Below are 19,239 nucleotides of genomic sequence, written 5' to 3'. Positions count from 1 at the left end.
CGGCCGCCGCGCCGGCCGTTCCCGGGCGCGGGTGCCCGTACCCGCTTCCCGGCGCATTCCGTGGGACGGAGGGGACCTCCCGTACGCGCGGCGCTCGCGAGCGCCTGACGTACGTACGGCAGTCCCCCTCGTCCTTCCACGTCCCACGGAGATCATCATGAGTGCACGCAACACCCAGCAGAACAAGGCCGCCGCCCGCGAGAAGCTGCGCATCGAGCGCGAGAAGCAGGCCAAGAAGGACAAGGCGCGACGCCAGGTGTTCGTGGCCGGCGGGGTCGTCGCCGTCCTGGCCCTGGCCGCGGGCGTCGGCTACCTGGTCGTCAAGGGCAACGAGCCCGGCTACTGGGAGAAGGCCGCCGATGCCGCCCTGGTCAAGCCGAAGAACACCGAGGGCGCGGACGGCCTGACCGTCGTCATCGGCAAGCCCGAGGCCAAGAAGACCCTGGAGATCTACGAGGACTCCCGCTGCCCGGCGTGCGCCGCCTTCGAGCAGTCGTCCGGCGAGCAGGTCAAGAAGGACGTCGACGCCGGCAAGTACAAGCTCCGGTACTTCGGTGCCACCTTCATCGACAACGCGTCCAAGGGCGAGGGCTCGAAGAACGCGCTGAGCGCGCTGGGCGCGGCGCTGAACGTCAGCCCGCAGGCCTTCCTCGACTACAAGGCCGCGCTGTACTCCAAGGACCTTCACCCCGACGAGAGCGTCGACAGCTTCGCCAAGGACGACTACCTGATCAAGGTCGCGGACACGGTCCCGGCGCTCAAGGGCAACGCCGAGTTCAAGAAGGCCGTCGAGGACGGTACGTACGACCGGTGGGCGATGGACATGTCGAAGGCCTTCAACAAGTCCGGGGTGACGGGCACCCCGACGCTGAAGATGGACGGCAAGAAGATCGACACCCCGGCGACGCCGGAGGCGTTCACGGCCGCGATCGACAAGGCCCTGGCCGGCTGATCCGTCCGCATCCGGCCGCAATTGGGCGGGACAACGGGTGGGTGAACTCCCAGAGTTCGCCCACCCGTTCCCTTTTCGTGACTGTTCCTGGCTGAATACCGATCAGTAATATGATCGCCCGTGACCAGTCATCTCACCCCCTCCGCCGACGGCGCCGCCACGGCCGCCCGCCCGGCACATCCGCGCCGCCGTTCGGTCGTCCTGGCCGCCGCCGCCACGGCCGCGCTCGCGCCGATCGCCGCGCTCGGCGCCCCTGCCGCCCACGCGGCCGGATCCGCCCCCGCCTTCCTGCACGGCGTCGCCTCGGGCGATCCGCTGCCCGACGGGATCCTGCTGTGGACCCGCGTCACCCCGACCGCGGAGTCCGTCCCCGGCTCCGGCCTCGGCCCGGACACCGCGGTGGGCTGGGAGGTGGCCGAGGACAAGGCCTTCTCCCGGATCGTCGCGAGCGGTTCCGTCACCGCCCGCGCCGCCACCGACCACACCGTCAAGGCCGACGTGCGCGGACTGCGCCCGCAGACCCCGTACTGGTACCGGTTCACCGCCGGCGACACGCTCTCCCCGGCCGGACGGACCCTGACCGCCCCGGCCGCCGACACCCGCACCCCCGGCGTGCGCTTCGGCGTGGTGTCCTGCGCCAACTGGGAGTCCGGGTACTTCTCGGCGTACCGGCACCTGGCCGCCCGCACCGACCTGCACGCGATCCTGCACCTCGGCGACTACATCTACGAGTACGCCACCGGGGCGTACCCGGAGCCCAAGTACGTGGTGCGCGCGCACGAGCCCCGGAACGAGATCCTCTCGCTGGCCGACTACCGCACCCGGCACGGCAAGTACAAGACGGACGCCGACCTCCAGGCCCTGCACGCGGCGCACCCGATCGTCGCCATCTGGGACGACCACGAGTTCGCCAACGACTCCTGGTCCGGCGGCGCGGAGAACCACACCCCCGCCACCGAGGGCGACTGGGCGGCCCGCGCGGCCGCCGCCAAGCAGGCCTACTTCGAGTGGATGCCCGTACGCCCCTCGATCGCGGGCACCGTCTACCGACGGCTGCGGTTCGGCACCCTCGCCGACCTGCACCTGCTGGACCTGCGCAGCTTCCGTTCGCAGCAGACGAAGGTCGGCAGCGGCTCGGTGGACGACCCCGAGCGCACCATCACCGGACGGGCGCAGCTCGACTGGCTCAAGGCGGGCCTGGCCTCCTCGAACGCGACCTGGCAGCTGGTGGGCACCTCGGTGATGATCTCGCCGGTGGCCTTCGGCGCGCTGCCCGCGCACCTGCTGAAGCCGCTCACCAAGCTGCTCGGCCTGCCCGAGGGCGGAATCGCGATCAATGTGGATCAGTGGGACGGCTACACGGACGACCGCAAGGAACTCCTGGGCCACTTGAAGGACCGGAACATCAAGAACACGGTGTTCCTGACCGGCGACATCCACATGGCGTGGGCGAACGAGCTCCCGGTGGAGAAGGCGACGTACCCCGGTTCGGGCACGGCGGCGACCGAGTTCGTGGTGACCTCGGTGACCTCCGACAACCTCGACGACATGCTGCACGTCCTGCCGGACACGCTCTCGCTGGTCGCGGAATCGGCCATCAAGGCCGCGAACTGGCACGTCAAGTGGCTGGACATGGACGCCCACGGATACGGCGTCCTGGACGTGACGGCCGAGCGCTCGCAGATGGACTACTACGTGGTCTCGGACAAGCGGCGGCAGGACGCGACCTCCTCCTGGGAGCGCTCGTACCGCACGCTGAACGGCACGCAGAAGGTGGAGCGGGCCGACCGGCCGGTTTTCTGACAGGCCGTCAAATCTGCTGTCGGTAGGGGTTTCTGGCGCACTCCAGGGGCCCCTACCGCACCATCGGCAACAAATCTTTAACCTCCGGGTACTTGCCAATTGAATGACATGCACACGTAAGCTTCCGGCCAGCGTGAGGAACTACCTCACCCCCCACCACGCTTCGCGAGGAGTCAACGTGCGCGCTGTTGCCCGCATATCCCCCCTGCTCCGCCGCCGCCTCATGGGCACGGCCGTCCTGGCCTCCACCCTGGCCTTCGCCCCGCTGACGGCCCCGACCACGGTCGCCGCCGCCGCCGCGAAGACCCCCGCCGAGGTCTGTGCCGAGCAGGGCTCCGCCCCTGCCAACGCCCGGGTGGCGCGCCCCAAGGACCACCACGCGGCCGACCCCAACGAGATCAGCGACGCCCAGGTCAAGTCCATGGACGCCGACCTGAAGAAGAAGCTCGCCCAGCTCCAGCTCTCCCCGCAGCAGAGCGAGGGCATGCGCGCCGGCGCGGTCGCCGCCGTCACGACCATCCCGGTCTACGTGCACGTCATCACCTCCGGCACCGCCGGCAAGCTGACGGCCGCCCAGATCAACAACCAGATCTCGGTCCTCAACGCGGCCTACGCGGGCCAGGGCACCGGCAACGTCGACTCCGGCTTCCAGTTCAGCCTGGCCGGGACCGACTACACCGACAACTCGACCTGGTACAACGTCTCGGACGGCACCAAGGCCGAGAAGGACATGAAGAACGCCCTGCGCAAGGGCGGCAAGAACGCGCTCAACCTCTACACCGCCAACCTCGGCGGCGGGCTCCTGGGCTGGGCGACCTTCCCCAGCTCCTACAACTCGGCGCCCAAGATGGACGGCGTCGTCATCCTCAACTCCTCGCTGCCCGGCGGCTCCGCCACCAACTACAACGAGGGCGACACCGCCACCCACGAGGTCGGCCACTGGATGGGCCTGTACCACACCTTCCAGGGCGGCTGCACGGGCAGCGGCGACTCGGTCTCCGACACCCCGGCCGAGTCCAGCGCCGCCTTCGAGTGCCCGACCGGGCGCGACACCTGCACCGCGCCGGGCGCCGACCCGATCCACAACTTCATGGACTACACGTACGACTCCTGCATGTACCAGTTCACGGCCGGCCAGGTGTCGCGCATGAAGAGCATGTGGACGGCCTACCGCGCCTGACCCGCGGCCGGTCTTCCCGGCTCCGGCCGCTCCGGCCGCTCCATCCGCTCCACCGCGCCTCCCGCGCAACCGGCAGGGCCCCCGGCGTCACCGCCGGGGGCCCTGCCTCCGTCCGTCCCGCGGGCCCGCTCCCTACAGACTGTCGAGGAAGCCGAGCGCGACCTTCCAGGTCTCCTCCGCCGCCTGCGCGTCGTAGTCGTCCAGGTCCGGGTCCGTGAACAGGTGACCGGCCCCCGGATAGGTGTGCACCTCCACGTCCGCCCCGGCCCGCCGCATCCGCAGGTACCAGGCGGTCAGCCAGTCGTGCGGCTCGAAGGGGTCCGGGTCGGCGACGTGCAGCTGCACCGGCAGCTCGTCGGCCGACGCGTCCTCGTCCAGGTCCGCCGTGCCGTGCAGGAGCAGCAGTCCGCGCGCCTTGTCGTCGGCCAGCGCCAGGTGCTGGGCGACGGAGCCGCCGTAGGAGAAACCGGCGTAGACCAGACCCTGGTCGGAGTACGGCGCCACGGCCAGGACCGCCCGCTTGAGCAGCTCGTCGCGGCCGACCTCGTCCTGGTGGGCCATCCCCTCCTCGACCGTCGCGAACGTACGCCCCTCGAAGAGGTCGGGCACCTGGACCTGGTGTCCGGCCGCGCGCAGCCGGTCGGCCGCCGCGTGCACCGCGGGCCGCAGCCCGTACGTCGAGTGGAAGAGCACGATGTTCATGCCTCCCATCGTGCCATTCGCGACGAAGGCGGGGGTCACGGGACCCGTCGCGGTTAGGTTCTGGGTATGGAGATGGAGAACGTCCTGCGTCCCGTCGTGGCCCTCGTCGCCGTGCTGGTCCTCACCCTGCTCGCCGGGTGGCTGCTCGACCTGCTGCTGCGCAAGGCGGACGCCCGGCACACCGAGACCCCGCTGTGGGGGCTGCTGCGCCGCTGCGTCCCGCCCTTCCGGCTGGTCCTGGCCACGGGTCTGCTGCAGGCCTCGTACCGGCGGGCGGGCGTCTTCCCAGCCCACCGGGCCGCCGTCGGGCACGTCCTGGCCCTGCTGATGATCGCGTCCACCGCCTGGCTCCTCGTCCGGATCGCCACGGCGGTCGTGGACTCCGTCTACTCCCGCTACGCCGCCTCCGCCCCGGACTCCGCCCGGGTCCGCCGCGTCCGCACCCAGGTCACCCTGATCCAGCGGGTGCTCGTCGCCGTGGCCGTGGTGGTCTCCGTCGCCGCGATGCTGCTGACCTTCCCCGCCATGAGGGTGGCCGGCGCCTCGATGCTGGCCTCGGCCGGCGTCCTCGGCATCGTGGCCGGCATCGCCGCCCAGTCCACCCTCGGCAACCTCTTCGCCGGACTCCAGATCGCCTTCGGCGACACCGTGCGCATCGGGGACACCGTGGTCGTGGACAAGGAGTGGGGCACGGTCGAGGAGATCACCCTGACCTTCCTCGTGGTCCGCACCTGGGACGAGCGCCGCATCACGATGCCGGTCTCGTACTTCACGAGCAAGCCCTACGAGAACTGGTCGCGCGGCGGCGCCGAGATCACCGGCACCGTCTTCTTCCACCTCGACCACGCGGCGCCGGTCGCCCTGATGCGGGACAAGCTCGCTGAGCTCCTCAAGGACATCCCCGAATGGGACGGCCGCAACGCTTCCCTGGCCGTCACCGACACCACCCCGAACACCATCGTGGTGCGCGCCGTCGTCACGGCGAAGAACGCCGACGAGGTGTGGACCCTGCGCTGCGCGGTGCGCGAGCAGCTGGTCGCCTGGCTGTCCGCCCAGCACCCGTACGCCTTCCCCCGCGTCACGACCTCGGAGACCGACCCCCGCCCCTAGGCCGTCCCTTCCGGATCTTGTCGGTCCGGGACGCCCCGGGCCGGTGCGCAGCGGTCAGAACGTCAGGCGCAGCAGCGCTCCGCCGCCGGGTGCGGGCTGCGCCGTCAGCTCCGCCGCGTGCGCCCGCGCGATCTGCCGGGCCATCGCCAGCCCCAGCCCCGAGCCCGGCAGGGCGCGGGCGGTCCCGGCCCGGTAGAAGCGGTCGAAGACGTACGGCAGGTCCTCCGGGGCGATGCCCGGACCGTGGTCGCGGACCGTCAGCTCGGGGGCCCCGCCGTCGTGCGCCGTCAGCTCCACCTCCACCGGCAGCCCCGGCGGGCTGAACTTCGCCGCGTTGTCCAGCAGGTTCCCCACCAGCCGGCTCAGCCGCGCCGGCACCCCCGGCACCACCGCCTCGGCCGTCTCCACACGGAACTCCACCGCGGGCCAGTGCGCCCCCGCCGACTCCGCGCAGTGCCGCACGAGCAGGTCCAGCCGCACCTGTTCCACCAACGGCGTCGGCTCCTCGTCCCGCGCCAGCTCGATCAGGTCGTTCACCAGCCCCGTCACCTCCCGCAGCTGGCGCCCCAGCGCGGCCGCCGCCCGCTCGCGCTGCGCGGTGGTCAGCCGGTCGGCCCGGGCCAGCAGTTCCGCGTTGGTCCGCAGCGCCGTCAGCGGGGTCCGCAGCTCGTGCGAGGCGTCCGCGACCAGCCGCCGCTGGGCGGTGACGGACTGCTCCAGTTCCCCGAGCATCGTGTTGAAGCTCCCGGCCAGCCGCGTGATCTCGTCCTCCCGCCCCGGCGGCGGCAGCTCGATGCGGTACCGCGGATCCCGGGTCGCGGCGATCCGCTCGGCCATCGCGGTCAGCCGGGTCACCGGGGCGAGGCCGGTCCGGGAGACCCAGCGGCCGATTACGGCGGCCAGCAGCACCCCCGCCACCGCCGTCAGGACGAGCCACCAGGCGGCCTCCCGCGAACCGCCCTCGACACTGTCGGCCCGCAGCGCGACCTGGAGGGCCCGCCCCTGGGCGTAATCGGTGGTGAGCATCCGGGCGGGGTGCCCGTCCACCGTGATGTTCGAGAAGTACGGGGCCCGCGTGCCGGCGGCGACCTGCCGCGCGGCCGGGGCCACGGGCAGCAGCCCCGGCGCGGGCGGGTCCTGGGCCGGGTCGGCGGGCACCACCTCCGCACACGCGGGGGCGGCCAGGAAGCGGCACTCCCCCGCCAGCGTGCCGGGGCCCTCGTCGGGGTCGCGCTGCGCGGCGAGCCGGGCGGACTGGGTCAGGTTGAGATCGAGCTGCCAGTACAGCGCGTCCCGTACGACGAAGAACGCGGTCACGCACACCACGACGGCCACCAGGGCCACGGCCGCGGTGACGGACAGCGCCAGCCGGGTCCGCAGCGGCCCCCGCCTGCGCCAGGACGCGGCGCTCCGCCGCCGGTCACCGCGTTTCACGCCGTGTCCAGCCGGTAGCCGACCCCGTGCACGGTGTGGACCAGCCGGGGCTCGCCGCCGGCCTCCAGCTTCCGGCGCAGGTAGCCGACGTACACGGCGAGCGAGTTGGAGTCCGGCCCGAAGTCCTGCCCCCACACCAGTTCGAGGATCAGCTCGCGCGGAAGTACCTGCCCGGGGTGGCGCAGGAGCAGTTCCAGCAGCGCGGCCTCGGTCCGGCTGAACTCCAGTGGCCGCCCGCCCCGCCGGCCGGTCCGGGTCCCGGGGTCCAGAACGAGGTCGTCGAAGCCCAGCGGGGCGGCGCCCGGCGGCTCGGGGGCGGCCCGCCGCAGCAGGGCCCGCACCCGCGCGACCAGCTCGTCCAGCGCGAACGGTTTGACGAGGTAGTCATCGGCCCCGGCCTCCAGCCCGTCGACGCGTTCGCTGACGGAGTCCAGCGCGGTCAGGACGAGCACGGGCGTGCGGTCACCCATCGCCCGCAGCTGCCGGCACACCCCCAGGCCGTCGAGCACCGGCATCAGCACGTCCAGGACGACCGCGTCCGGCTCCCAGCGCGCCACCTCGGACAGAGCGGCCAGCCCGTCCGCCGCTCCCCGCACCTCGAACCCCTCGATGGCCAGGCCGTCCTCCACGGCGGCCCGCACCTCGGGCTCGTCGTCGACCACCAGAATCCTCTGCCTCATGGGACAAAGCCTGCCAAAGGCATCGCCGAGAACCTCTTAGAACGTTCTTAGGACGCACCGCGAGTGTGCGTCCATGACCACTCGACACACACCGGCGGCGCTCTCCGTCGTGATCGGCGCGGGCGGCACCGGCGGCCACATCTACCCGGGGCTCGCCCTCGCCGAGGCGCTGCGCGCGGCCGTCCCGCGGGCCGTGATCTCGTTCGTCGGGACCGAACGGGGCCTGGAGACCGAGCTGATACCGGGCGCCGGCTACCGCCTGCACACCGTTGACATGATCCCCTTCGACCCGGCGCTGGGCGCGAAGCGCTACCTGCTGCCCGCCGCGCTGCTGCGCTCGGCACACCAGGCCCGTGCGGTGATCCGGACGCAGGGCGCGCACGCGGTCGTCGGCATGGGCGGCTATCCGAGCGCGCCGGTGGTGCTCGGCGCCCGGCTGGCCGGGCTGCCGGCCGTGATCCACGAGTCGAACGCGGTGCCCGGCCGGGCCAACCGGTTCGCGGCCCGCCTCACCCCGCACGTCGCGGTGGCCTTCGACCGCAGCCGCTCCCTCCTGGCGGGCGGGGCGAGGGCGCTGACCACCGGCATGCCGATCTCCGCGGCGCTGGCGGGGCTCGCGGAGCTCCCCGGCCCGCGGCGGGCGGAGCTGCGCGCCGAGGCCCGGCTCGCCCTGGGGGTCCCCCCGGGGCGACGGCTGGTGGTCTTCAACGGGGGCAGCCTGGGCGCCGTACGCCTCACCGGGGCGGCCGTCGCCCTGGCCGGGCTCTGGCAGGGGCGGGACGACGTACAGCTGCTGATCAAGACGGGACCGGCGGCGCTGGCCGACACGGAGGCGGACCTCACCGCGACCGGCGGCCGGCGGATCGCCCGTGCCGTGCCGTACCTGGACCGCATGGACCTCGTCTACGCGGCCGCCGACCTGGTGGTGTGCCGGGCGGGCTCCGCGACGGTGGCCGAGCTCGCGGCGACCGGGGTCCCGGCCGTGCTCGTGCCCTACCCGCACGCCCCGGGCGACCACCAGACGCACAACGCCCGGGTCCTGTCCGACGCGGGCGCGGGGCTGCTGCTGTCCGACGCGGAGGCCACCGCCGAACGCCTCGCCGAGCTCATCGGCCCGCTGCTGGCCGACCCGGCCCGGCTGGCGTCGATGGCGGGCGCCGCCGACCCCGGCCCGCACGCGCGGGCCGCCGAACTGCTGGCCGCGGAGGTCCTCCGTGTGGCCGGCCTCTCCCTTCCCACCTTGGAGCACGCATGACCACGAACTGGACCGGCCGCACCGTCCTCGTCACCGGGGCCGAGGGGTTCATCGGCTCGACACTGGTGGACCTGCTGGTGGCGCGGGGCGCCCGGGTCCGCGCCTTCGTGCACTACAAGCCGTACGGCGAGAAGGGCCACCTGGCCCGCTACCTGGCCGACCCCGGCGGGCCGGTGGAGATGTGGGCGGGCGACGTCCGCGACGCGGGCCGGGTCAGCGACGCGGTGGCCGGGTGCGACACCGTCTTCCACCTCGCGGCACTGATCGGGATCCCGTACAGCTACGCCTCGCCGGGCGCGTACGTGCAGACGAACGTCACCGGCACGCAGAACATGGCGGAGGCCTGCCGCCGCCACGGCGTACGCCGCCTGGTCCACACCTCCACGAGCGAGGTCTACGGCACGGCCCTCACGGCGCCCATCACGGAGGACCACCCGCTCCAGCCGCAGTCCCCGTACTCCGCTTCGAAGATCGGCGCGGACATGATGGCGCTCTCCTTCCACCACGCCTTCGAACTGCCGGTGACGGTGGTGCGCCCCTTCAACACCTACGGCCCGCGCCAGTCGGCGCGGGCGGTGATCCCGACGATCCTCGCCCAGCTGCACTCGGGCGCCCACGAGGTCCGCCTCGGCTCCCTGTCCCCCACCCGGGACTTCACGTACGTGACGGACACGGCCGAGGGCTTCCTCGCGGTGGCGGAGTGCGACCGGGCGCTGGGTCAGGTGGTCAACCTCGGCTCCGGCCAGGAGATATCCGTCGGCGACCTGGCGCAGGCGCTGATCGCGGCCTCGGGCCGGGACGCCGAGGTGGTCGTGGACCCGTCCCGGCTGCGCCCCTCGGGCAGCGAGGTCCAGCGCCTCCTCTCGGACAACTCCCGCGCCCGCGCATGGGCCGGCTGGAAGCCCGAGGTCTCCCTGCCGGAGGGCCTGCGCCGCACCTCCGACTGGATCGCGGCGAACCTGCACCTCTTCGCCCCGGACCGCTACCAGGTCTAGGCCGTCTCCTGCGCACCGGGGCCGGGGCGGGGCCGGCCACCACCGGGGCCGGGGCGGGGCCGGCCACCACCGGGGCCGGGGCGGGCCCGGCCACCACCGGGACCGGGGCGGGCCCGGTTCGGCAGCGGCACCACCCGGCCCCCGCCCCGGCTACGGGCTTCGCAGGCTGCGGACGTCGAGGTGGCGCAGCACCCGGTCCACGATCTCCGGGTCCGCCCCCGGCTCGCTCCGCGCGGCCAGCACCTCGTGCCGGGCGGCGGACATCATCTCCCGCTGGATCCGCTGCACGTCCCGGATCCGCTCCACCCGCTTCCCGTACGCCTCCCGCCGCTCCTCGTCGACCAGGTCGGGGCTGATCCTGGCCCCGACGTCGTACGCGCGCCGGTACAGCGTCTCCACCAGGTCCTCGGGCAGGTCTTCGACCTCCTCGATCTCCTTCAGCCGCCGCTTCGCCGCCTTCGCCGCGCGCAGCGCCAGCTGCCGCCGGCCCTCGCGCTCGGCGTCCGCGTCCGCCTCCACCCCCAGCCGCCGCACCAGCCAGGGCAGCGTCAGCCCCTGGCACACCAGGGTCACCATGATCACCGCGAAGGCGATGAACACGATCTCGTCCCGGCCGGGGAAGGGCTGCCCGGCGTCCGTGCGCAGGGGGATGGCCAGGGCCAGCGCCACCGAGGCCACCCCGCGCATCCCGGCCCACCACATCACCACGCTCTCCCGCCAGCTCAGCGGGATCTCCTCGTCGTAGTCGCGCCGGCGGTGCAGCTTCTTCGCCAGCCAGCCCGCCGGGAGCAGCCAGAGCAGCCGTACGGCGACGACCACCACGATCACGACCGCCGCCCAGCCGGCCATCTCCCAGGCCCGGCTCTTCGCGACGCCGAAGACGTTGTGCAGTTCCAGCCCGATCAGTCCGAACGCCACGCCGGTGACCAGCGTGTCGACGATCTCCCAGAAGGTGTGCCCGGCCAGCCGCCCCAGCACGTCGTCGGCGTCCGAGGCGAACTCGGCGAGGAACAGGGCGGTCGTCAGCACGGCCAGCACCCCCGAGCCCTGGAGTTCCTCCGCCACCACGTACGCGACGAACGGCACGAGCAGCGTCAGCCCGATCTGGAGCGTGGCGTCCCCGAGCCGGCCCATCATCCACTGCGCCACCCAGCCGAGCCCGAGCCCCACGGCCACCGCGACGACCGCGGACAGCACGAACTCCCCGAGCGCGTCGGGCCACGAGAAGCTGCCGCTGACGACGGCGGCGACGGCCACGTGGTAGAGCACGATGGCGGTGACGTCGTTGAACAGCCCCTCCCCCTCCAGGATCGACACCATCCTGCGGGGCAGCCCGAGCGAGCCGGCGACGGCGGTGGCCGCGACGGGGTCGGGAGGGGCGATGAGCGCGCCGAGCGCGACGGCGGCGGCGACGGGCAGCCCCGGCACGACGGCGTGCGCGACGGCCGCGACGGCGGCGGTGGTCACGAAGACCAGGGCCACGGCCAGCAGCAGGATCGGCCGCACGTTGGCCGCGAACTGGCGCCAGGAGGTGCGCTGCGCGGAGGCGTACAGCAGCGGGGGCAGCACGAGCGGCAGGATGTACTCGGGCGGGATGTCGACGTTCGGCACGGCGGGCACCAGTGCCAGCGCCACCCCGGCGATGGTCATCAGCACGGGCGCGGGCAGCCCCAGCCGGTCCCCGAGCGGAACGGTGACGACGGCCCCGAGCAGCAGCACGAACAGCAGAGCAAGCTGATCCACTCCCCCACCCTGCCAGGCCGCTGCCGCTGGGCCACGAGGGTCGGGGGCCACCACACCGGCGTGTCGGCCCCCGGCCCACCCCCGGCGAATCGCGCGTCCTGCGCGGGACAGCGCATCGAACGCCCGCAGAGCGCGATCCCAGCCTCGCCGGCGTTCGAGGCGCGGGCGCGGAGCGCCGTGTCGTGACCCGCGCCCGCGGGACCCGCCGCGCGACCGGTCGCGGGGGTCCGGTGACCGGGCCCGGCCAGGGCTACGGCAGAGGGCGCCGCATCGAGCGGTGCGGGATGCCCGCGTCCTGGAACTCCGGCCCGTAGGCCACGTAGCCGAGCCGCTCGTAGAAGCCCGTCGCGTGGGTCTGCGCGCCGAGGTCGACCGCCGTCAGTCCCAGCCCGGCCGCCTCCGCCTCGATCGCCCGGACCAGCGCGACCCCGACGCCCAGTCCGCGCGCGGACTTCCGTACGGCGAGGCGCCCCAGCGAGCCGACCTCGGGCGCGCCGGTCTTGCCGAGGGCCTCGGGGCCGTGCAGCAGGCGTCCGGTGCCCAGGGCCCCGCCGTCCGGGCCCACGGCCAGCACGTGCACCGCGACCGCGTCGTACGCGTCGTACTCGATCGACTCCGGCACGGACTGCTCGACCACGAAGACGTCGGTCCGCACGGCGTAGCAGGCGGCCAGGTCCTCCTCCGAGGAAGCCACCCGCACCGAGACGGAAGTCACTGGCTCTCGGCCCGGATCACATCCAGCGCGTGCTGGAGGTCGGCCGGGTAGCCGCTCTCGAACTCCACCCACTGCCCGTCGGCCGGGTGCTCGAAGCCGAGCCGCACGGCGTGCAGCCACTGCCGGGTCAGCCCGAGCCGCTTGGCGACGGTCGGGTCGGCACCGTAGGTCAGGTCGCCGACGCAGGGGTGGCGGTGCGCGGACATGTGTACGCGGATCTGGTGCGTGCGCCCCGTCTCCAGCTTGATGTCCAGCAGCGACGCGGCGCGGAACGCCTCGATCAGGTCGTAGTGGGTGACGGAGGCCTTGCCCTCCTGGATCACCGCCCACTTGTAGTCGGCGCTGGGGTGGCGCCCGATCGGCGCGTCGATGGTGCCGCTCATCGGGTCCGGGTGACCCTGCACCAGCGCGTGGTAGCGCTTGTCGACGACCCGCTCGCGGAACTGGTTCTTCAGCGAGGTGTACGCGCGCTCGGACTTGGCGACGGCCATCAGGCCGGAGGTGCCGACGTCGAGGCGGTGGACGATGCCCTGCCGCTCGGACGCGCCGGAGGTGGAGATCCGGTAGCCGGCGGCGGCGAGGCCGCCGATGACGGTGGTGCCGGTCCAGCCGGGGCTCGGGTGCGCGGCGACGCCGACCGGCTTCATGATCACGACGATGTCGTCGTCGTCGTGGACGATCTCCATGCCGGGTACGGGCTCGGCGACGAGCTCGACCGGGCGCGGCGGGGCGGGCATCTCGACTTCGAGCCAGGCGCCGCCGTGCACGCGCTCGGACTTGCCGACGACGCTGCCGTCGACCGAGACCTTCCCCTCCGACGCCAGCTCGGCCGCCTTCGTCCGGGAGAAACCGAACATACGGGCGATGGCGGCGTCCACGCGCTCGCCTTCGAGGCCATCGGGAACGGGCAGGGTGCGGATCTCGGGAATCGTACTCACCCGTCGAGTATGCAGGACTCGGCAGAGGACCATTCCCGCGATCGGCCCGGCACCGGCCCGCGACGGGGCGTACGGCGGGCCCCCGACGGGCCCGCGATCAGTCCTTGTGGACGGTGCCGTCCGGGTCCAGGCCCTTGAAGGACAACAGGACGATCAGAATGCCGCCGCACACGATCGCCGAGTCCGCGAGGTTGAAGACGGCGAAGTGGGCGGGGGCGATGAAGTCGACCACCGCGCCGCGGAACACCCCCGGCGAGCGGAAGATCCGGTCGGTGAGGTTGCCCAGCGCGCCGCCCAGCAGCAGACCGAGGGCGATCGCCCACGGCAGGCTGTACAGCTTGCGCGCCAGCCGGACGATCACCACGATCACGGTCGCCGCGATGCAGGTGAAGATGATCGTGAAGGCCTCGCCGAAGCCGAAGGCGGCGCCGGGGTTGCGGATCGCGTTGAACTGCAGCAGATCACCGAGGACCCGGACCGGGGGCTGGTGCTCCAGCCGGGCCACGACCAGCATCTTGCTGCCGAGGTCGACCAGGTACGCGAGCACCGCCACCACGAGCAGCGCCGCGATCCGCCGGCGCCCCTTGGGCGCGTCCGGCCCCGACTGCGGCTCGGCGTCGTCCCCGACCTCCGGCGTACCGATGATGCGCTCCGCCTCTGCCACGTGAGTCCCTCGACTAGCTCGATCCCGACGAGACACGAGAGTACGTCAGGGGACGCACCTCGCGCCCGGGCCGTCCCTTCCGGATCTTGCCTGTCCCGCGCGGCCCGGCACCGCACCTCGCCGCGTTGGCGGGGCACCCGAGTACGTCCGGTACAAGGGCGCCCCGCCAGCACGCCGATGCGCGCCACCGGACGACGCGGGCCTGACCGACAAGAYCCGGAAGAGACGGCCTAGTGCCTCCGCTCCTGCTTCTGCTTGCAGTCCACGCACAGGGTGGCCCGCGGGAAGGCCTGCATCCGCGCCTTGCCGATGGGCTGCCCGCAGTTCTCGCAGAGTCCGTACGTGCCCGCCTCCAGGCGTTCCAGGGCCCGCTCGGTCTGCTCCAGCATCGAGGTGGCGTTCGCGGCGAGGGCCAGCTCGGACTCCCGGGTGATGTTCTTGGTCCCGGTGTCGGCCTGGTCGTCGCCCGCGCCGTCCCCCGAGTCCCGCATCAGGCCCGTGATGGCCACCTCGGAGGCGTCGAGTTCGGTACGCAGCCGCAGGATCTCCGAGACCAGCTCCGTACGGGCCTCCTCGACCTCCTGCTCGGTCCAGGGGTCCTCGCCGGGGCGTACGGCGAGCTCGCCGGGCGTGGTGGCCGCCGCCGTGACCCGCGCCTTGGGGAGCCCGCTGGTGGCCGCAGCGGCCGTCTTCCTGGCCGTACCCGCAGTCTTCTTGGCAACCACTTTCCGAGCTCCCGTCTTCCGCGCGGCCGGGGCCGCCCCCTCGACCGCGGCCGGGACGGCCGCCGCCTTGCCCGTGGTGGTCTTCGCGGCCGCCCTCGTCGCCGTGGCGTCGGCAGCCTTCGCCGGGGCCTTCCGCGCCGCGGTCTTCTCCGCGGCGGCCTTCTTCGTAGTGGTCTTCTTCGCCGTTGTCTTCTTCGCCGCCGTCTTCTCGGCCGGAGCAGCCCGTTTGGCGGCAGGCGTGGAGCCTGGCACAGCAGCCACCTCCTGCGTCGCCGTCTTCTTCGCCACCATGGCCGCGGCCCCTTTTCACATACTGTGATCTTGTTCGCGAATCGTGCCGGAACGATAAATCGGCGCCGACCACACGGCAACGGGGCACGCGTCCATCGAGGTCAACCTGCATCCGTTGTGCCCAGCGGGAAGCCCGGTAATCCGCCCCACCCGCCCCGCTGGATCCCGTACCGGGCGATCAGCCCGTCCGGGTCACGCCGCGGACGCCGCGATAACCTGTCTGCCGACCCGGGCCCCGGCCCTTACACTGGGCGCAGCGAGAGGCATGGACGGGGACGAGTAGCGTCGGACGCAGCCAGGAGCGACCCGGGGACGGTGAGAGCCCGGGGGCGAGCGCGATGTGAAGGATCACCCCTGAGCCGCCGGAAGAAAGCCCGTACGGATCCCCGTGGGGCGAGTAGAACCGGCTTCGCACCCCAATGAGGGGGCCGCCGGACCTGTCCGGGGGCCAAGGAGGGTGGTACCGCGGGAGCAGCAGCGCTCTCGTCCCTCCGGACGGAACTGACACCCCGCCGGAGGAAGAGTTCAGCCTCATGACCACACCGCCGCAGTACCGCCCGGTACCCGCCCAGGTCGACCTGCCTGCCCTTGAGCACGCGGTCCTCGACTTCTGGCGCGAGAGCAAGACCTTCGCGAAGACCCTGGAGCAGTCCGAGGGACGCCCCGAGTGGGTCTTCTACGAGGGCCCGCCCACCGCGAACGGCATGCCCGGCGCGCACCACATCGAGGCCCGCGTCTTCAAGGACGTCTTCCCCCGGTTCCGCACCATGCGCGGCTACCACGTGGCCCGCAAGGCCGGCTGGGACTGCCACGGCCTGCCCGTCGAGCTCGCCGTCGAGAAGGAACTCGGCTTCAACGGCAAGCAGGACATCGAGGCCTACGGCATCGCCGAGTTCAACGCCAAGTGCCGCGAGTCCGTGACCCGCCACACCGACGCGTTCACCGAGCTCACGACCCGCATGGGCTACTGGGTCGACCTGGACGACGCCTACCGGACCATGGATCCCGAGTACGTCGAGTCCGTGTGGTGGTCGCTGAAGGAGATCTTCAACAAGGGTCTGCTCACCCAGGACCACCGCGTCGCCCCCTGGTGCCCGCGCTGCGGCACCGGCCTCTCCGACCACGAGCTGGCGCAGGGCTACGAGACGGTCGTGGACCCCTCGGTCTACGTCCGCTTCCCGCTGACCTCCGGCCCCCTCGCGGGCGAGGCGGCCCTCCTGGTCTGGACGACGACCCCCTGGACCCTGGTGTCCAACACGGCCGTGGCCGCGCACCCCGGGGTCACCTACGTCGTCGCCACCAATGGCGAGGAGAAGCTGGTCGTCGCCCAGCCGCTGCTGGAGAAGTCCCTCGGCGAGGGCTGGGAGGCCACCGGCGAGTCCTTCACCGGCAAGGAGATGGAGCGCTGGACGTACCAGCGCCCCTTCGACCTGGTCGAGTTCCCGGAGCCCGCCCACTACGTCGTGAACGCCGAGTACGTCACGACCGAGGACGGCACCGGTCTGGTCCACCAGTCCCCCGCCTTCGGCGCCGACGACCTCGCGGTCTGCCGCGCGTACGGCCTGCCCGTCGTGAACCCGGTCCGCCCCGACGGCACCTTCGAGGAGGAGGTCCCGCTGGTCGGCGGCGTCTTCTTCAAGAAGGCCGACGAGAAGCTCACCGCCGACCTCGACGCGCGCGGCCTGCTCTTCAAGCACATCGCCTACGAGCACAGCTACCCGCACTGCTGGCGCTGCCACACGGCCCTGCTCTACTACGCCCAGCCGTCCTGGTACGTCCGCACCACCGCCGTCAAGGACGCGATGCTGCGGGAGAACGAGAAGACGAACTGGTTCCCGGACTCGGTCAAGCAGGGCCGCTTCGGCGACTGGCTGAACAACAACATMGACTGGGCGCTGTCCCGCAACCGCTACTGGGGCACCCCGCTCCCGATCTGGCGCTGCGAGGAGAATCACCTCACCTGCGTCGGCTCCCGCGCCGAGCTGTCGGAGCTCTCCGGCCAGGACCACTCGAACCTGGACCCGCACCGCCCGTACATCGACGACGTCACCTTCACCTGCACGGCCGAGGGCTGCTCCCTGGAGGCCGTCCGCGTCCCCGAGGTCATCGACGCCTGGTACGACTCGGGTTCGATGCCGTTCGCGCAGTGGGGCTACCCGTACAAGAACAAGGAGATCTTCGAGAAGCGCTACCCGGCGCAGTTCATCTCGGAGGCCATCGACCAGACCCGCGGCTGGTTCTACACGCTGATGGCGGTCGGCACCCTCGTCTTCGACAAGTCCTCCTACGAGAACGTGGTCTGCCTGGGCCACATCCTCGCCGAGGACGGCCGCAAGATGTCCAAGCACCTGGGCAACATCCTCCAGCCGATCCCGCTCATGGACCAGCACGGCGCCGACGCGGTGCGCTGGTTCATGGCGGCCGGCGGCTCCCCGTGGGCGGCGCGGCGCGTCGGCCACGGCACGATCCAGGAGGTCGTCCGCAAGACCCTCCTCACGTACTGGAACACGGTCGCCTTCCAGGCCCTGTACGCCCGCACCTCCGGCTGGGCCCCCTCGGCGGCCGACCCGGCCCCGGCCGGCCGCACGGTCCTGGACCGCTGGCTGCTCTCCGAGCTCCACACCCTGGTCACCGAGGTCACCGAGGCGATGGAGTCCTACGACACCCAGCGCGCCGGCAAGCTCCTCTCCGTCTTCGTCGACGACCTCTCGAACTGGTACGTGCGCCGCTCGCGCCGCCGCTTCTGGCAGGGCGACAAGGGCGCCCTGCGCACCCTGCACGAGGTCGTCGAGACGGTCACCCGCCTGATGGCCCCGCTGACCCCCTTCATCACGGAGCGGGTCTGGCAGGACATGATCGTCCCGGTCACCCCGGAGGCCCCGGAGTCGGTGCACCTGTCCACCTGGCCGGTCGCGGACGCCACCGCGATCGACCCGGTCCTGTCGCGGCAGATGCTGCTGGTCCGCCGCCTGGTGGAGCTGGGCCGCGCGACCCGCGCGGAGTCCGGGGTCAAGACCCGCCAGCCGCTGTCGCGCGCGCTGGTCGGCGCGGCCGGTTTCGACGCGCTCTCGCCGGAGCTGCAGGCCCAGATCACGGAGGAGCTGAACGTCTCCTCCCTGGCCTCCCTCTCGGAGGTCGGCGGGTCCCTGGTGGACACCACGGCCAAGGCGAACTTCCGGGCGCTGGGCAAGCGCTTCGGCAAGGGCGTGCAGGACGTGGCGAAGGCGGTGGCCGCGGCCGACGCGGCGGCGCTGTCGCTGGCCCTGCGGTCCGGCTCCGCCGAGGTCGAGGTGAACGGGGAGTCCGTCTCGCTCACCCCGGAGGAGGTCATCATCACGGAGACCCCGCGCGAGGGCTGGTCGGTGGCCTCCGACTCCGGCGCGACGGTCGCCCTGGACCTGGAGATCACGCCGGAGCTGAAGCTGGCGGGCCTCGCCCGTGACGCGATCCGCCTGATCCAGGAGGCCCGCAAGAACTCCGGCCTCGACGTGGCGGACCGCATCGCCCTGCGGTGGTCCGCCACGGAGCCGGAGGTCGTCACGGCCCTGACGGACCACGCGGCCCTGATCGCGGACGAGGTCCTCGCCACGGACTTCGCCTCCGGCGAGGCGGACGCGGCGTACGGCGAGCCGTTCACGGACGAGTCCCTGTCCCTGACGTTCCGCCTCCGCAAGGCGTAACGCCGGGCCGGCGGCCCGCACCTCTCCCTCCGGGGGGTGCGGGCCGTTTCGTTTTCCGGTACTCCCCTCGGTCGCGGGGCGGCTCCCGACACGGCGCTCCGCGCCCGCGCCTCAATCGCCGGCGGGGCTGGAATTGCCCTGCGGGCAATCCGGCCGGCCAAAATCCAGCCCCGCCGGCGTTTGAGGCGCGGGGGTCCGGGGGCGGAGCCCCCGAAGGGTCCGGGCGGAGCCCGGGGAACGGTGGAAGGGCGGGTAGGGGACCAGCCCCGCGCAGCGGCAACCCACCCGCACCCGGCACGGGACCGGCACCGGAACGCGGAAACGGGCCGGGCCCGGTGCCCCCGAAGGGGAACCGGGCCCGGCCCGTAAGGC

General features: G+C 72.6%; 16 protein-coding genes. 8 read left to right on the top strand and 8 right to left on the bottom strand.

Going from position 1 to position 19,239, the window contains the following annotated elements; genetic code table 11:
- Positions 1 to 157: 157 nt before the first annotated feature.
- From AB4039_RS36805 to AB4039_RS36795, 3 genes are all read left to right on the top strand, one after another.
- Positions 158 to 952, top strand: a complete 795-nt coding sequence (locus AB4039_RS36805; RefSeq protein ID WP_266838558.1) for a DsbA family protein — start codon at positions 158 to 160, stop codon at positions 950 to 952.
- Between the two features lie 120 nt (positions 953 to 1,072).
- The gene (locus tag AB4039_RS36800; RefSeq protein ID WP_266838559.1) at positions 1,073 to 2,755 is read left to right on the top strand and encodes an alkaline phosphatase D family protein; all 1,683 of its coding nucleotides are present in this window, start codon (positions 1,073 to 1,075) and stop codon (positions 2,753 to 2,755) included.
- Between the two features lie 223 nt (positions 2,756 to 2,978).
- Complete coding sequence (locus AB4039_RS36795) at positions 2,979 to 3,935, top strand: zinc metalloprotease (protein ID WP_266841575.1); 957 nt, start codon at positions 2,979 to 2,981, stop codon at positions 3,933 to 3,935.
- A gap of 132 nt (positions 3,936 to 4,067) precedes the next feature.
- Here the strand turns inward: AB4039_RS36795 and AB4039_RS36790 are convergent, their stop codons facing one another.
- Entirely contained in the window at positions 4,068 to 4,646 is a 579-nt protein-coding gene (locus AB4039_RS36790; protein ID WP_266838560.1) for a dienelactone hydrolase family protein, read from the bottom strand.
- 63 nt (positions 4,647 to 4,709) lie between these two features.
- Here AB4039_RS36790 and AB4039_RS36785 point away from each other — a divergent pair, with 63 nt between their 5' ends.
- The gene (locus tag AB4039_RS36785) at positions 4,710 to 5,747 is read left to right on the top strand and encodes a mechanosensitive ion channel domain-containing protein (protein WP_266841576.1); all 1,038 of its coding nucleotides are present in this window, start codon (positions 4,710 to 4,712) and stop codon (positions 5,745 to 5,747) included.
- Between the two features lie 54 nt (positions 5,748 to 5,801).
- On the opposite strand, the gene AB4039_RS36780 is transcribed toward AB4039_RS36785, so the two are convergent.
- Both AB4039_RS36780 and AB4039_RS36775 read right to left on the bottom strand, forming a co-directional pair.
- The gene (locus tag AB4039_RS36780; protein WP_266838561.1) at positions 5,802 to 7,181 is read right to left on the bottom strand and encodes a sensor histidine kinase; all 1,380 of its coding nucleotides are present in this window, start codon (positions 7,179 to 7,181) and stop codon (positions 5,802 to 5,804) included.
- Entirely contained in the window at positions 7,178 to 7,861 is a 684-nt protein-coding gene (locus AB4039_RS36775) for a response regulator transcription factor (RefSeq protein ID WP_030228071.1), read from the bottom strand. The genes AB4039_RS36780 and AB4039_RS36775 overlap by 4 nt, the downstream gene beginning before the upstream one ends.
- Before the next feature lie 73 nt (positions 7,862 to 7,934).
- Here AB4039_RS36775 and AB4039_RS36770 point away from each other — a divergent pair, with 73 nt between their 5' ends.
- Together AB4039_RS36770 and AB4039_RS36765 are read left to right on the top strand one after the other, a co-directional pair.
- Positions 7,935 to 9,116, top strand: a complete 1,182-nt coding sequence (locus tag AB4039_RS36770; protein ID WP_442272801.1) for a UDP-N-acetylglucosamine--N-acetylmuramyl-(pentapeptide) pyrophosphoryl-undecaprenol N-acetylglucosamine transferase — start codon at positions 7,935 to 7,937, stop codon at positions 9,114 to 9,116.
- On the top strand, positions 9,113 to 10,111 hold the full coding sequence (locus AB4039_RS36765; RefSeq protein WP_266838563.1) for an SDR family NAD(P)-dependent oxidoreductase: 999 nt from the start codon (positions 9,113 to 9,115) through the stop codon (positions 10,109 to 10,111). Before AB4039_RS36770 ends, AB4039_RS36765 begins: the two co-directional genes overlap by 4 nt.
- A 150-nt stretch (positions 10,112 to 10,261) precedes the next feature.
- Here AB4039_RS36765 and AB4039_RS36760 read toward each other — a convergent pair whose 3' ends face one another.
- From AB4039_RS36760 to AB4039_RS36740, 5 genes are all read right to left on the bottom strand, one after another.
- A complete protein-coding gene (locus AB4039_RS36760) occupies positions 10,262 to 11,854 on the bottom strand; it encodes a Na+/H+ antiporter (RefSeq protein WP_442272800.1) in 1,593 nt (530 codons plus the stop codon).
- A 250-nt stretch (positions 11,855 to 12,104) separates the two neighbouring features.
- Complete coding sequence (locus AB4039_RS36755) at positions 12,105 to 12,569, bottom strand: GNAT family N-acetyltransferase (protein ID WP_266838565.1); 465 nt, start codon at positions 12,567 to 12,569, stop codon at positions 12,105 to 12,107.
- Positions 12,566 to 13,507, bottom strand: coding sequence for an RluA family pseudouridine synthase (locus tag AB4039_RS36750; protein ID WP_266838566.1), 942 nt, complete (start codon positions 13,505 to 13,507; stop codon positions 12,566 to 12,568). The genes AB4039_RS36755 and AB4039_RS36750 overlap by 4 nt, the downstream gene beginning before the upstream one ends.
- Before the next feature lie 97 nt (positions 13,508 to 13,604).
- Complete coding sequence (lspA, locus tag AB4039_RS36745) at positions 13,605 to 14,171, bottom strand: signal peptidase II (protein WP_266838567.1); 567 nt, start codon at positions 14,169 to 14,171, stop codon at positions 13,605 to 13,607.
- A gap of 230 nt (positions 14,172 to 14,401) precedes the next feature.
- Entirely contained in the window at positions 14,402 to 14,896 is a 495-nt protein-coding gene (locus tag AB4039_RS36740; RefSeq protein WP_266838568.1) for a TraR/DksA C4-type zinc finger protein, read from the bottom strand.
- On the opposite strand from AB4039_RS36740, the gene AB4039_RS36735 reads away from it, so the two are divergent.
- Positions 14,886 to 15,215 carry a hypothetical protein gene (locus tag AB4039_RS36735; RefSeq protein WP_442272799.1) on the top strand — a complete coding sequence of 110 codons (330 nt, stop codon included), beginning with the start codon at positions 14,886 to 14,888 and terminating at the stop codon, positions 15,213 to 15,215. The two genes, AB4039_RS36740 and AB4039_RS36735, sit on opposite strands and share 11 nt — an antisense overlap.
- A gap of 505 nt (positions 15,216 to 15,720) precedes the next feature.
- Positions 15,721 to 18,867, top strand: a complete 3,147-nt coding sequence (gene ileS, locus AB4039_RS36730) for an isoleucine--tRNA ligase (RefSeq protein WP_442272798.1) — start codon at positions 15,721 to 15,723, stop codon at positions 18,865 to 18,867.
- The last annotated feature ends 372 nt before the right edge of the window (positions 18,868 to 19,239 follow it).

Source organism: Streptomyces sp. M-16 (genome assembly GCF_052114405.1).
In the GTDB taxonomy this organism is placed as follows: domain Bacteria; phylum Actinomycetota; class Actinomycetes; order Streptomycetales; family Streptomycetaceae; genus Streptomyces.
Note: the sequence above shows the minus strand (reverse complement) of the source record. Positions and strands in the feature narration are given on the sequence as shown.

Coding starts and splice junctions, on each gene's coding strand:
- AB4039_RS36805 (WP_266838558.1), top strand. CDS start 158: ATGAGTGCACGCAACACCCAGCAGAACAAGGCCGCCGCCCGCGAGAAG.
- AB4039_RS36795 (WP_266841575.1), top strand. CDS start 2,979: ATGGGCACGGCCGTCCTGGCCTCCACCCTGGCCTTCGCCCCGCTGACG.
- AB4039_RS36790 (WP_266838560.1), bottom strand. CDS start 4,646: ATGGGAGGCATGAACATCGTGCTCTTCCACTCGACGTACGGGCTGCGG.
- AB4039_RS36785 (WP_266841576.1), top strand. CDS start 4,710: ATGGAGAACGTCCTGCGTCCCGTCGTGGCCCTCGTCGCCGTGCTGGTC.
- AB4039_RS36775 (WP_030228071.1), bottom strand. CDS start 7,861: ATGAGGCAGAGGATTCTGGTGGTCGACGACGAGCCCGAGGTGCGGGCC.
- AB4039_RS36770 (WP_442272801.1), top strand. CDS start 7,935: ATGACCACTCGACACACACCGGCGGCGCTCTCCGTCGTGATCGGCGCG.
- AB4039_RS36765 (WP_266838563.1), top strand. CDS start 9,113: ATGACCACGAACTGGACCGGCCGCACCGTCCTCGTCACCGGGGCCGAG.